The sequence below is a fragment of the Kushneria konosiri genome, assembly GCF_002155145.1.
Taxonomy (GTDB): Bacteria; Pseudomonadota; Gammaproteobacteria; order Pseudomonadales; family Halomonadaceae; genus Kushneria; species Kushneria konosiri.
The window spans coordinates 1908718-1921553 of sequence record NZ_CP021323.1 but is presented as its reverse complement, the minus strand read 5'-3'; the positions used below and the strand labels follow the sequence as shown (position 1 = coordinate 1921553).

The 12836-nt window shown below is 60.1% G+C and carries 10 protein-coding genes and 1 CRISPR repeat array; of the genes, 8 read left to right on the top strand and 2 right to left on the bottom strand.

Annotation, left to right across the window (positions count from 1 at the left end):
- Positions 1 to 2 precede the first annotated feature (2 nt).
- The 4 genes from csy1 to cas6f are packed head-to-tail and all read left to right on the top strand — an operon-like array spanning position 3 to position 3963.
- On the top strand, positions 3 to 1349 hold the full coding sequence (gene csy1, locus B9G99_RS08880) for a type I-F CRISPR-associated protein Csy1 (RefSeq protein ID WP_086623391.1): 1347 nt from the start codon (positions 3 to 5) through the stop codon (positions 1347 to 1349).
- Complete coding sequence (gene csy2, locus B9G99_RS08875) at positions 1346 to 2338, top strand: type I-F CRISPR-associated protein Csy2 (protein ID WP_086621736.1); 993 nt, start codon at positions 1346 to 1348, stop codon at positions 2336 to 2338. The genes csy1 and csy2 overlap by 4 nt, the downstream gene beginning before the upstream one ends.
- A gap of 17 nt (positions 2339 to 2355) precedes the next feature.
- Positions 2356 to 3390 (top strand): type I-F CRISPR-associated protein Csy3, encoded by a 1035-nt coding sequence (gene csy3, locus B9G99_RS08870; protein WP_086621734.1) that lies wholly within the window; start codon positions 2356 to 2358, stop codon positions 3388 to 3390.
- A 3-nt stretch (positions 3391 to 3393) separates the two neighbouring features.
- On the top strand, positions 3394 to 3963 hold the full coding sequence (cas6f, locus tag B9G99_RS08865; RefSeq protein ID WP_086621732.1) for a type I-F CRISPR-associated endoribonuclease Cas6/Csy4: 570 nt from the start codon (positions 3394 to 3396) through the stop codon (positions 3961 to 3963).
- A gap of 129 nt (positions 3964 to 4092) precedes the next feature.
- A CRISPR array of direct repeats spans positions 4093 to 5560; the repeat unit is 28 nt; unit sequence GTTGGCTGCCGCCCAGGCAGCTCAGAAA.
- 117 nt (positions 5561 to 5677) lie between these two features.
- Here cas6f and katG read toward each other — a convergent pair.
- Positions 5678 to 7966, bottom strand: a complete 2289-nt coding sequence (gene katG, locus B9G99_RS08860; protein WP_086621730.1) for a catalase/peroxidase HPI — start codon at positions 7964 to 7966, stop codon at positions 5678 to 5680.
- 364 nt (positions 7967 to 8330) lie between these two features.
- Here katG and B9G99_RS08855 point away from each other — a divergent pair, with 364 nt between their 5' ends.
- Together B9G99_RS08855 and B9G99_RS08850 are read left to right on the top strand one after the other, a co-directional pair.
- Positions 8331 to 9740 carry a PilZ domain-containing protein gene (locus B9G99_RS08855; RefSeq protein ID WP_158521471.1) on the top strand — a complete coding sequence of 470 codons (1410 nt, stop codon included), beginning with the start codon at positions 8331 to 8333 and terminating at the stop codon, positions 9738 to 9740.
- Entirely contained in the window at positions 9728 to 10096 is a 369-nt protein-coding gene (locus B9G99_RS08850; protein ID WP_086621726.1) for a hypothetical protein, read from the top strand. The genes B9G99_RS08855 and B9G99_RS08850 overlap by 13 nt, the downstream gene beginning before the upstream one ends.
- Here the strand turns inward: B9G99_RS08850 and B9G99_RS08845 are convergent.
- Positions 10093 to 11004 carry a LysR family transcriptional regulator gene (locus B9G99_RS08845; RefSeq protein ID WP_086623390.1) on the bottom strand — a complete coding sequence of 304 codons (912 nt, stop codon included), beginning with the start codon at positions 11002 to 11004 and terminating at the stop codon, positions 10093 to 10095. The genes B9G99_RS08850 and B9G99_RS08845 overlap by 4 nt on opposite strands.
- Before the next feature lie 120 nt (positions 11005 to 11124).
- Here B9G99_RS08845 and B9G99_RS08840 point away from each other — a divergent pair, with 120 nt between their 5' ends.
- On the top strand, positions 11125 to 11568 hold the full coding sequence (locus B9G99_RS08840; RefSeq protein ID WP_086621724.1) for a PACE efflux transporter: 444 nt from the start codon (positions 11125 to 11127) through the stop codon (positions 11566 to 11568).
- 79 nt (positions 11569 to 11647) lie between these two features.
- Positions 11648 to 12769, top strand: coding sequence for a CobW family GTP-binding protein (locus B9G99_RS08835; protein WP_086621723.1), 1122 nt, complete (start codon positions 11648 to 11650; stop codon positions 12767 to 12769).
- The last annotated feature ends 67 nt before the right edge of the window (positions 12770 to 12836 follow it).

Genomic DNA, 12836 nt, shown 5'->3' with positions numbered 1-12836 from the left:
GCATGTCAGAACCAGTCGATAGCCCACCGCCATCACTAAAAGCGTTGCTTCATGGCTTTATCCGAGACCGTTTTCAGACCAAAACGGAAAAGCTTGCCCCGGATGATCCCGCTTATCTCAAATTGCAGCAGCAGTTCGAGCCGCAGGCCTGGCTGGCCGACGCCGCACGACGCGTCAGTCAGCTTCAGGTGGTCACCCATTCACTCAAGGCGATTCACCCGGACGCCAAAGGCACCAATCTCTACGTAGAGCCCGGCCAGCTCGAGCGCAGCGCGCTGGTCGGCAGCCACTGCCTACCTGTCAATTTTGATGGCGATGTGGTCGGCAATGCAGCCGCCCTGGACGTCTACAAGTTCCTGAAGCTTCAGTGGGAAGGACGCTCCCTGCTGGAGCGGGCGCTGGAAGGCGATAAAGCCCTGATAGAAGCGCTCAGTGACGACTGCGACGAGGCACAGTCCTGGGTGCAGGCCTTCGCAGATATCGTCGAACCCAAGGGTACACCGAGCTCTCACGCGCGCGGCAAACAGCTGTACTGGCTGGTCGGTGATGATCCCTGCGAGGATGCAAACTATCGCCTGCTGTCGCCGCTCTATGCCACGGCCCTGGCGCATCCCTTCTACGCACAGCTGAGCGAGGCGCGCTTCGGCGAACGTGCCAAAGCCGGTCGTAAAGCGCGGCGAGACAATGCAGTGTTTGAAGGCGGTTACGCCGACTATCTCAATCTGGCCGTGCAGAAATTCGGCGGCACCAAGCCGCAGAATATCTCCCAGCTCAATAGCGAGCGCGGCGGCCAGAACTACCTGCTCGCCTCACTACCGCCCCACTGGCAATCACGCGATGTTTACCCCCCCATGCGCGATGCGTTTCAAACGTTTGGCCGGCGTCAGAACGTCCGACGCACGCTCGATGACCTCAAGCGCTTTCTCGAATCCGACCCCGCGGCGAACATGCATACACGCGATCTGCGCGACGACCTGACCGCCATGCTGGTCGACGAGTTGATGCTGTTCACTTTCGACATTCATTCGATTCAGGCCGGATGGACAACCGACGAACGCTGTCAGCTCGCACCGGAAGAGCAGTACTGGCTCGACCCCGGACGCGCCGAGCAGGATGTTGAGTTTGCCGAGGCTCGCCGAAAGACCGAATGGCACGAGGACATCCGTCAACGAGCCGCCGTGTGGCTCAATCGCGCGCTGAACCGCAAAAGCTCTCTTAACCTTGGCGACGTTGAGCACGAACACTGGAAAAACCGGTTCGATGGCGTGCTGAAAAGCTTCCGCCGCCAGCTCGACGACCTGCAGGACGTTCTGCGTGATGACGACGAAGCCGAAGGAGACGCAGCGTGACCGAGCCTATCCAGCATCTTCTCATCCTGCCGCGCCTGCGCATTCAAAACGCTAATGCCATCTCGAGCGCCATGACATGGGGTTTTCCCGCCATGAGCGCGTTCATGGGCGCGATTCATGCACTGGAGCGCCACCTGCCCGAAGATATCAAGCTTCTCTTCGAAGGTATCGGTGTGGTGTGTCATCACATCGAACCGCAGGTGATAGAGGGCGGTTTCACCAGGGCATTCCACCTCACGCGCAACCCGGTGGACAAGTCTGGCAACACGGCGGCCATCGTCGAAGAGGGGCGTGCGCACCTGGAGGTCTCGCTACTGATCGGCGTCGAGTCCGATGGCGATGACCTCGCCAGCATTGAGCGCCGCCTGGATATCGCCAGGCGATTATTCGAACAGGTGCAGGGTATGCGCATTGCCGGCGGCAGCGTGATGCCACCCCTGAGCGATTCGACACGTCAGCGTCCCGAACTGATCACTTTCGATGCCGACGAGGAAAAGCGCGCCAGGCAATGGCGCCGGCTCAAACGTCGGCTGCTGCCCGGATTTGCACTGGTGCTGCGCGATGACTATCTGACCGAGCACACCGAAACGCTAAAGGCCACGAACGACAGTGCCACCGCGCTCGATGCCTGGCTCGACCTCTGCCGTTTAAATCATGAGTGCCGGATCGAGACACAGCAGGATTCAAATGGTCAGGACAAGGACGTGGCGACGTGGGGGATTCGCCGCCCCTACCCCGGCTGGCTGGTGCCGATTCCGGTCGGCTACGGCGCCATTTCCGAACTGTTTGATCCCGGCGACGTTGCCAATGCCCGCGATCCGAGCGTGCCGTTTCAGTTCGTCGAAAGCCTCTATTCAATCGGCGAGTGGGTCAGCCCGCACCGCCTGCGTTCGGCCGATGCACTGCTGTGGTTCGTCAACAACGATCTTGAACGCGGCGTCTATCGCCTGACCAACGACTATGTCCTTACCCACGCTGACAACGACTGATCATCAAGGAGAACACCATGGCTAAAAGTGACGCTCTCAAGACTGCCTCCGTCCTCGCATTCGAGCGCAAGCTCGACCCTTCCGATGCGCTGTTCAGCGCAGGCTCATGGGACGCACGCGAGCAATACATGACATGGCCCGGCATTCCGGTTCGCGAGAAATCGGTGCGTGGCACCATTTCCAACCGACTGAAGGCAAAGGATCAGGATCCGGCCAAACTCGACGCCGCCATTGAAAACCCCAATCTTCAAACTGTTGATGTCGCCGCCCTGCCCCACAACGCCGATACGCTTGCGGTGCGTTTCACCCTGCGCGTGCTGGCCGGTGCCGGCAAACCCTCCGCCTGCAACAATGCCGAGTATCAGCACAAGCTCAAACAAACCGTGAGCGGCTACGTCAGCGAACACGGTTTTCATGAGCTGGCGCACCGCTATGCCTGCAACCTTGCCAACGGTCGCTTTCTCTGGCGCAACCGCATGGGCGCCGAGCAGGTGGCGGTCACGGTCCGTCAGATGAAAGGCGGTCAGGCGGAAAAGACGTGGACCTTTGACGCGCTCGAGCACTCGATGCGTGATTTCGCCGGCACCGAAGATACCCGCCAGCTGGGCGAGAGCATCGCCGCCGCGCTCGCTGGCGAGCAGTATCTGCTGCTCGACGTGGTGGCGTTCGCGCGCGTGGGGACCGGTCAGGAAGTCTTTCCGTCCCAGGAGCTGATTCTGGATCGCGCGCGCGGTGACAAGAGCAAAACACTCTACAGCATTGGCGACGACAAAAACGCCGCCATCCACTCGCAAAAGCTCGGCAATGCCCTGCGTACCATCGATACCTGGTATCCGGCCCCTGAAGACGGCGCCGACCTGGGCCCTATCGCCGTGGAGCCCTACGGTTCGGTCACGACGCAGGGTGCGGCCTACCGTCAGCCGAAGCAGAAGGTCGACTTCTACAATCTGCTGGACAACTGGTTGTTAAAAGATCAAACACCGTCGGTCGAAAACCAGCACTTCGTGATGGCGACCCTGATCCGCGGCGGCGTCTTCGGCGATGCGGGGTAAACCATGGACCATTATGTGGACATTCGGCTGAGGCCGGACCCGGACTTCCCCCCTCCCATGCTGATGGGGGCGCTGTACGGCAAGCTGCATCGGACGCTTCAGGACCTTGACGCCAATGACATCGGCGTCAGTTTTCCTGACCACAAAACCGGCGTACGAGCGCGCACCCCAGGCGACCGACTCCGACTTCATGGCGAAAAAAAGCGTCTTGAGACGCTGTTGGCGCAACCATGGCTGAAAGGGCTTCGTGAGCTTGTGGCGTGCAGTGAGATCGCGCCTGTTCCGGCCGGAGTGCATCATTGCGTCGTACAGCGACGGCAGTTCAATACCGGCAGCCCCAGTCGGGTCCGACGCTATGCCAAGCGTCACGACGTATCCGAAGCACAGGCTCGAGAGATCTACGCCGGAGTGGCGGGCAAGCAGATCTCGCTTCCCTTCGTTGAACTGGCCAGTCGCTCGACCCGGCAGCGCTTTTGCCTCTTTATCGAGCACGGCAAGCCGCAATCACAGCCCGCCAATGGTCGCTTTAACCACTACGGCCTGAGCCACGAAGCCACGATCCCCTGGTTTTGACCCTTTTTTGCGAGCGTTTTTCGACGCTCGCAAAATCAATGACTTATAGAAAGGCTTTGAAAAAGGGTTCGATAGGGTAATTGGCTCGAAAGCTCTTTAAAAACCGGGCATTAAATATATTTTTATCTAGTTGGCTGCCGCCCAGGCAGCTCAGAAAAACACCACCCGCCAGATAACCGCACAGCTGAGGTTGGCTGCCGCCCAGGCAGCTCAGAAAATTACAATGTCGATCCCGGTCAATGGCTCCATGTTGGCTGCCGCCCAGGCAGCTCAGAAAATGTCAGAGGAGGCGTCGCCCATGACGGGCGGGTTGGCTGCCGCCCAGGCAGCTCAGAAAAGCTTGACCAGCCGCTCGAGCGCGCCCGAGCCGTTGGCTGCCGCCCAGGCAGCTCAGAAACATGACGGGCGGCGGCTTTGCAACACAACAGTGTTGGCTGCCGCCCAGGCAGCTCAGAAAGAACGCTATCAATCTGAGTCCCAGCAGTACAAGTTGGCTGCCGCCCAGGCAGCTCAGAAAGCACGGGCCTCGGCCTCCAGGTGCAGCTTGAGGTTGGCTGCCGCCCAGGCAGCTCAGAAACAAGCCGTTCTGGGAAGTGGCGGCAACCCTGCGTTGGCTGCCGCCCAGGCAGCTCAGAAATGCGCTCGATCAACATTTGGGAGGGTGGGCGCGTTGGCTGCCGCCCAGGCAGCTCAGAAATGGGACTTTCTTTCGGGCAAGATAAAAGGCGCGTTGGCTGCCGCCCAGGCAGCTCAGAAAGGAGCACGTCGAGGCATGGGAGCTGTTCTGTGGTTGGCTGCCGCCCAGGCAGCTCAGAAAATCAACGGCTGGACAACTGCAGAAGGTGACACGTTGGCTGCCGCCCAGGCAGCTCAGAAATCATCGTCCACCGCGTAGCTGGTCGCCTCATCGTTGGCTGCCGCCCAGGCAGCTCAGAAATGGCTGGTAATGCTGGGAAAGCACTGGCAGTTGTTGGCTGCCGCCCAGGCAGCTCAGAAATGCGGATGCTCGGCCTGCTTTCGCGCCCTCAAGTTGGCTGCCGCCCAGGCAGCTCAGAAAGGCACAGGTTTGCTAGGTGTGTTGCGCCAGCTGTTGGCTGCCGCCCAGGCAGCTCAGAAACACCCATGTTCAGTGTGTCGTCAACGATTACGGTTGGCTGCCGCCCAGGCAGCTCAGAAAGACTCGATCGCTGAGGCGCACCTGTGGGCCGTGTTGGCTGCCGCCCAGGCAGCTCAGAAAGGGAGACCGTCGCCGGCGTCGACTTTGATGTAGTTGGCTGCCGCCCAGGCAGCTCAGAAACGCTCCACGTCTTCGCGAAAGGCTCACGGCTTGTTGGCTGCCGCACAGGCAGCTCAGAAATGCCGTGACAGGGCGTACCCCATGGGGCGGTTGTTGGCTGCCGCACAGGCAGCTCAGAAATGGTACGTGTCCACGCTCGAGAACGAGTACGCGTTGGCTGCCGCACAGGCAGCTCAGAAAACATCGGCTTGATTGGTAACAAGCAGCGATCAGTTGGCTGCCGCACAGGCAGCTCAGAAAACCAACGCCCCAGACATCATCGACCGATGTCCGTTGGCTGCCGCCCAGGCAGCTCAGAAATTACCCTTAAAGGGTTTCAAAAGGCTTTTTGCCTTGGCTGCCGCATAGGCCGCATAAAAAAACCCGGCGCCATGGGCGCCGGGTATCATTTGACATCGTCTCGCCTGAAAGGCGGGCTTAGACGTCGAAGCGGTCGTGCATCATGACCTTGTTCCAGGCCGCCGCGAAGTCACGCACGAGCTTCTCGTGACCACCCTTCTGGGCGTAGAACTCGGCAAGCTGACGCAGCTGAGAGTTGGCGCCGAAGATCAGGTCGCAACGGGTCGCCTTGAACTTCGTCTCGCCTGACCTGCGATCGTTGAGCGTAAACTCCAGCCCTTCGGAATCCACCTTTTTCCACTCGAAATCAGGTGAGGTCAGATTGAGGAAGAAGTCATTGGTCAACACACCCGGACGATCCGTGAAGACACCGTGCTGTTGATAGGCGCCCTTCGCATTGACGTCGAGCACACGCAGGCCACCCACCAGAGCGGTCCATTCAGGCGCTGACAGACCCAGCAGGGCCGCACGATCCATGAAGATCTCTTCCGGCGAGACGTTGTACTTGATGTCATCGCGATGGAAATTGCGGAAACCGTCGGAGACCGGTTCGAGCCAGCGGAAGGTCTGTACGTCGGTCTGTTCGGCGGTGGCGTCATTGCGGCCCGGCGTAAAGGGCACTTCAACGGAAACACCGGCATCGCTGGCTGCCTTTTCAACTGCCGCACAGCCGCCCAGCACAATCAGATCCGCCAGCGAGACCTTCTTGTTGCCACTCTGGGCACCATCGAAGTCACGCTTGATGCCTTCCAGTACGTTGAGCACCTTCGAAAGGTCATCCGGGTTATTGACCGGCCAGTCCTTCATGGGGGCCAGACGAATGCGGGCACCGTCGGCACCACCGCGCTTGTCGGAAGTACGGAAGGTGGAGGCAGAGCCCCACGCCACGGCGGCCAGCTGGGAGACACTGACGTCGCTGTCGAGAATGCGACGCTTGAGATCGGCAATGTCACCGGCATCGACGAGTTCAAAGTCGACGGCGGGAATCGGGTCCTGCCAGATCAGATCTTCCTGCGGGACTTCCGGGCCGAGATAACGCGCCTTCGGTCCCATGTCACGGTGAGTCAGCTTGTACCAGGCGCGCGAGAAGGCGTCGGTGAAGTAGTCAAAGTCCTCGAGAAACTTCTCGCAGATCTTGCGATAGGACGGATCGACCTTCAGGGCGATGTCGGAAGTCATCATCATCAGCGGATGATCGACGCCTTCAAGGTGCGCGTCAGGCGTACGCGGTGCGTTCTTGTCGACCGGCGTCCACTGCAGGGCGCCTGCAGGGCTGCGCGTCTGCTCCCATTCGAAGTTGAACAGGTTCTCGAGATAGCTGTTGTCCCACTGGATCGGGTTCTGCGTCCAGGAGCCTTCGATGCCGTTGGTCATGGTGTCTTCGGCATTACCCTTGCCACGCGGGTTATGCCAGCCAAGCCCCTGGGCTTCCATCGGTGCGCCTTCAGGCGCGAAGCCGATCTGGTCCGGCGGGGTCATGCCGTGGGATTTACCGAAGGCGTGACCGCCGGCGATCAGCGCCACGGTCTCTTCATCGTTCATCGCCATGCGGCCGAAAGTGATGCGAATATCGGCTGCGGAGTCTTCCGGTATGCCCTTTTTGGCGGAGCCTTCCGGATCGACGTAGATCAGGTTGGAATTGGAGGCGGCCAGCGGCGCTTCGAGATCGTAGTTCTCGTCGCCGGCTTCACCGGTCCAGCGCAGGTCACGGTTGACCATCTGATCCGGATGGCCTTCGAACGGGCCACGCGGCGCATCCTCGATCTTCTTGCCATACCAGGATTCAGGGCCCCAGTAGGTCAGGTTATCCGGCTCCCATGCATCGATACGACCGCCGGCAAAGCCGAAAGTCGGAAAGCCCATGATCTCCAGCGAGCAGTTGCCGGTGAGCACGATCAGATCCGCCCAGGAAAGCGCGGCGCCGTATTTCTGCTTGATCGGCCACAAAAGACGCCGGGACTTGTCGACGTTACCGTTGTCCCACCAGCTGTTGATGGGCGCAAAGCGCTGCATGGCTTCACCCGCGCCACCGCGACCATCGGCGATACGATAGGTACCGGCGGAGTGCCACGCCATGCGGATCATCTGCGGGCCGTAGTTGCCGTAGTCCGAGGGCCACCAGTCCTGTGATGAGGTCAAAAGCGCCTTGATGTCCTTTTTGACTTCGGCCAGGTCCAGCTGGCTGAAGGCTTCTGCGTAGTTGAAATCCTCATCCTGCGGATTGGCTTCGCGCGGGTCCTGATGCAGCAGTTCTACCTTGAGGCGGTTGGGCCACCAGTGGTCGGTGGTGGGCGCTGAACCGGCAGCACCGCCCACTGAATCGCCTGCGAACGGGCACTTGCCAGTAATCTTTATCTCTTCGCTCATGCTGTACGTCCTTTCCTTATTGATTCGACTTCCGCTGCCTCTTGTCGATGTCAACGGCGTCTGACCGCACGTCCGATGAATCAGGGCGTTAGCACTGTTGTCGCATACAACCTGGCATCAACGTCAAAATACAAACATATATTAATTACGAGGCAATGCACGCACGCGATGATGATTTCTCCCTAAGGCGCTATTTGGCCTTGTCTATGTTGCCCTCCGAACGCATGCCTCAGGGCGCTCACCAGCATGATTTTCGTTAGGAAAACGTTCGCTGACAGCGGGTTCCATACACGCCCGAACATCAACCGTTCCTTCTGTAACCCCTCAATTTAATTCATCCCTTGCCGATAGCATGGCCAGAACCGTGACACGTCGTCGCGTGCCCAAAACTCTTGAGCAGGCGTCATTAATGGAAACCATCGAGGCAGAAGATCTGCCACAGATCGAAATCCGCGATACCAAGCATATTGCAGAGGTTATCGAGGCTCTGAGCTATCACACGCATGCGCTGTCGATTCGTTCAGGCGACACTTCAACCGCCTATCCGGTCACGCTGCGTCGCGTTGATGACAAGGCCCGCACGCTCTCGCTTTCCCTGCTGGATGCCCAGAGCCTTGATGCTGCGGGGCTTGTGAATCAGTCGCTGACCCTGCTGGCAGAAGAGGATACTGAAGCGCTGCGCTTTGAGCAGCTGATTGCGCTTGAGGTGCTGCGCCAGAAGGATGTGCTCAAAATCACCTGTTCTCTGCCCGAGACGATGCATACCACCTCCAAGCGCAACAGCCGGCGCATCACGCTGCTGGATGGCATGCAGGTGCCCGTCAGCATCAGCCTGTATGAAAACGCAGCCCCCATCACCGGGCGGCTGAACAATCTTTCCATTGGTGGCGCACTGCTTGAGGTGGCGCTGGGGGACAGTGCCCCACTGAGAGTGAATGAGTTCATCGCGCAACTGGCGATCGCTTTTCCCAATGCCGAGAACTTCACCACGATGGCGCACATTCTCCACGTCAATCCGGCAGGACGGTCACGCTTTGCCGCCATCGGCGTGAGCTTTATCAATACCAATCGCGCTGATGTACAGCGCCTGACCTACCTGGCCAACGAAACCGAGCGGGAGGTGGCTTACCGTAATGGTGAAGGCGGTCGGATGAGCTTTCCGTCGCCGCTTTACTCCTCCAGCGAGCCCGGCTACAAGCGTACGGGGCGCGCTCGCAGGCATACCGAGTGCTCGCCGCTGGTGAATGCCCTGCTCGAAGTGGCCCGGCAGCTGCATATCTTTTTACTGGCCCTGCAGAACCATCGTCCACTGCCCGCAAAGTGTGTGCTTAAAGCGGCCGATATACTGCTGCGTCTGCTGGAGGTCAACCGCCAGCATCTTTTCTACGCCCTGCACTGCCTCAATGATGAACCGGCATGGATACAGCACTCGCTCAATGTGAGTGTACGGCTGGGAGATCTGGTGCTGAGCGAACCCGAGCATGCCCACCGGGCACGCGAGGCCGTGGTTGCGGCCCTGTTACACGATATGGGCAAGATGATGCTGATCAACGATCATCTTCCCTCCATCGACGGCCAGCTTGATGCCCGTCAGCGCCAGCATCTTCGCAGCCATGTCGCCGAGCTGTTGAAACCGCTGGAAGGCGCGGCCTGGCTGACACCGTTCATGCGTCACGAGGTGATTGAATGCATCAACGAGCGCATGGATGGCAGTGGCTACCCCGGGGACTCGGGGCAGCGTCCCTTTCTCCGATCGCCCGCATGGCTGCCGTGATCGACACCGTGGATGCGATGACACGTACCCGTGGCGATCGTCCGGGCAAAACGGCCGTTGAAGCCTATCGCTACCTCTATCAGAAACCGGAGTGCTTCGATAAACACTGGGTCACGCGCTACGTTCAGCGCCACGGCTTCTATCCCATCGGCAGTCTGGTGAAGTTTTCCAACGGCTATCTGGCGTGGGTGATGGAGCTCGATGACAGCGGACAGCCTCAGCGTGTTCGCGTGGTACGCCACCTTGGACGGGGAGAACAGAACCTGAACGACATTCTGAGCCGGGTCGATTTCCCCCAGCTCGGGACGCTTGAAGCGCTCGTGCGTCCTGAAAGTTTCGGCCTGACGCCCTTTTAGGGTACCAGGCCGCGCTCGAGCGGTACCGGCGGCGTCAGGGGCTGAGCGAGAAAGCGATCGCGCAGCCAGCAGCCGGCAACGCCCAGCCCGCGTCCGGCATGCCAGCCCAGCTCCAGCGCCACCCAGCGCTCGAGCGCCGGCGCTGCGAGCGTGACCAGTGACGGGCGCGCCGGTGACGCTGCGATCACATGATCGGACATCAGCGTCCAGCCAACGCCGTGCTTGACCAGTTCCAGCATCACGAAATGACTTTCGACCCACCAGACATCGGCCCCTACACGCTCGGCTCGTCTTGAGCCGGGCTGACCCCGGGTCGCGACAATCAGCTGGCGATGCTGCCTCAGCGCCTCCAGCGTCACGCTGGCCTCATCGGACAGCGGGTGGCTCTGTCCACAGACCAGTCTCAGGGGCACCCGCCCCAGCGGACGCGTCTCGAGCGCCGGGAACAGGGGCTGCGGGCGGCAGATGACGCCCAGATCGGCCTGGCCGGATTCCAGCATGCGCCCGACATCCTCCAGCAATGGAAAATGCATCTCGAGCTCCACGCCCGGGAACTGATGGGCAAAATCCTGCATCAGTGCGCCGATCAGATGCTCGGGATAGAACTCATCGATCGCCAGACTCAGACGCGGCTCAATATGGGCTTCGAGCTGGCGCGCCACGCCCAGAAAACGCTCGCGCCGGGCCAGCACACCTCTGGCCTCCTCCACCATGCGCGCCCCATTTGCCGTCAACACCGGCAGCCGGGCGCTGCGATCAAACAGGCTCAGCCCCAGATCCAGCTCCAGATTGGCCACATGGGTGCTGACCAGCGACTGCGCCTTGCCCAGCCGCCGGGCCGCGGCCGAGAACGAACCGGTATCGGCAGTGGCCACCAGTGCATTGAGCTGTTCAAGCGTCGGCGTCATCAAGGGCTCCATCATGACGTCATTGATTCAGAAGCCATCTATTAAACAGATGGATTCCAACTTGGGTTTGGCACTTTCATGAATGATAGTGCGTGGCAACACTGACCGGAAGCTCTCACCATGCGCACCACCCTTGACCGTATTCGCCATACGGTGATGTTTGAAATCATCGGCCTGTTGATCGTCATTCCGCTGGGCCATCTGCTCTTTTCGCTGGACACGACCCACATGGGCCTGGTCGGCGTGATCAGCGCCGTGGTCGCCACGCTCTGGAACTATCTCTACAACCTGGGGGTGGATCATGCCCTGCTGCGACTGCGGGGCCACGTGCAGAAGACCGTCATCATGCGGGTTTTTCATGCCATCTGTTTCGAACTGGGTCTGATCTGCGTGCTGTTGCCGCTGATCGCGCTCTATCTGAGCCAGACACTTGCTGAGACCGCACCGCTGGTCACTTCGCTGGCGCTCTTCTATGTGATCTATGCCTTTGTCTTCAACTGGCTCTATGACATCGTCTTTCCCATTCCGGCCTCACGCAGACCAGGCGCCTCGGTCAGCACCTGAAAGACGCAAGCGGTTGACCATTTTGTTATAAAGTAACATTATTGGCACACAACACCGCCGCTTTTCTTCAGGCCATGACATGTCCTATTTCGATACCTCTTCACCGCCCGCAAAACGCATCCCGGTCACCCTTCTGACAGGGTTTCTGGGCAGCGGCAAGACGACCCTGCTCAATCAGCTGGTACAGCAGCCGAGCATGTCGCGGGCGCTGGTCATCATCAACGAGTTTGGCGAGATCGGACTGGATCACGAGCTCTTTTCCGCCAGTACCGATGGTGAGCAGATCGAGCTCAGCAACGGCTGTATCTGCTGCTCGATTCGCACCGACCTGGCGCAAACCCTCACAAATGCGGTGTGGCGCTTTGCCCGCGAAGGAAAGCGTCAGTTTGATCGCCTGATCATCGAGACCACGGGACTGGCTGACCCGGCGCCCATCGTACATACCCTGATGAGCGAGACGCGGGTGGCACGCCACTACGCCCTGGACGGCATCGTGACGGTCGTGGATGCCGCCAATGGCAGCACAACCCTGGATCGTCACGAAGAGGCTCTGCGTCAGGCCGCCATGGCGGATTTGCTGCTGATCACCAAACAGGATGTAGCTTCAAAAGATCAGCTCGACGCCCTGCGACAGCGGCTGAGCGCGATCAACCCGAGCGCGCCCCTGCAGCTGCTGGATCATGGTCACATCGAAGCCGACGCGCTGCTCGGCCTGGGGCCGGAAGACATGGAGGCCCGAAACGACGACATTCAGCGCTGGCTGGGCGAGGCGGCTTCGCAGCGCGCGGCTCCTCATGCCCCGACACTCTCCCCCAATGCCCTGTTTGCAAGCGTCGGCAAGGCCGAGGTGCGCGCAGGCCAGATGCCGACGGCGCCGTCACCCGACCTCAACCGCCACGACGACCATATCCGGGCACACTGCTTCGTGTTCGAACACCCGATCAAGGCCGCACGTCTTGAGGCCTGGCTGTCACTGGTCACCAGCCTCATGGGCCACGACATGCTGCGTATCAAGGGCATGCTCGATATCGAGGGGCGCGACAGGCCACTGGTCATCCATGGCGTACAGCATCTCTTCCACCCTCCGGTCGAACTCGAGGCCTGGCCGGGCGGTGAGCGCTTCTCTCGGCTGGTCTTCATTACCCGCGACATTCCAAGAGAGACGCTTGAAATGACGCTGGGTGACTTTCTGAATAGCTGATCTGCCCTGACGACGCGCTCACCTCACGGGGCGCGTCGACCTGGACGGCGATGCCACCTTAAACGTT

What these genes read in the sequence shown, in the direction of transcription:
- csy1 (WP_086623391.1), top strand. Translation starts at nt 3, where the DNA reads ATGTCAGAACCAGTCGATAGCCCACCGCCATCACTAAAAGCGTTGCTT.
- csy3 (WP_086621734.1), top strand. Translation starts at nt 2,356, where the DNA reads ATGGCTAAAAGTGACGCTCTCAAGACTGCCTCCGTCCTCGCATTCGAG.
- cas6f (WP_086621732.1), top strand. Translation starts at nt 3,394, where the DNA reads ATGGACCATTATGTGGACATTCGGCTGAGGCCGGACCCGGACTTCCCC.
- katG (WP_086621730.1), bottom strand. Translation starts at nt 7,966, where the DNA reads ATGAGCGAAGAGATAAAGATTACTGGCAAGTGCCCGTTCGCAGGCGAT.
- B9G99_RS08850 (WP_086621726.1), top strand. Translation starts at nt 9,728, where the DNA reads ATGGCTGCCGTGATCGACACCGTGGATGCGATGACACGTACCCGTGGC.
- B9G99_RS08845 (WP_086623390.1), bottom strand. Translation starts at nt 11,004, where the DNA reads ATGACGCCGACGCTTGAACAGCTCAATGCACTGGTGGCCACTGCCGAT.
- B9G99_RS08840 (WP_086621724.1), top strand. Translation starts at nt 11,125, where the DNA reads ATGCGCACCACCCTTGACCGTATTCGCCATACGGTGATGTTTGAAATC.
- B9G99_RS08835 (WP_086621723.1), top strand. Translation starts at nt 11,648, where the DNA reads ATGTCCTATTTCGATACCTCTTCACCGCCCGCAAAACGCATCCCGGTC.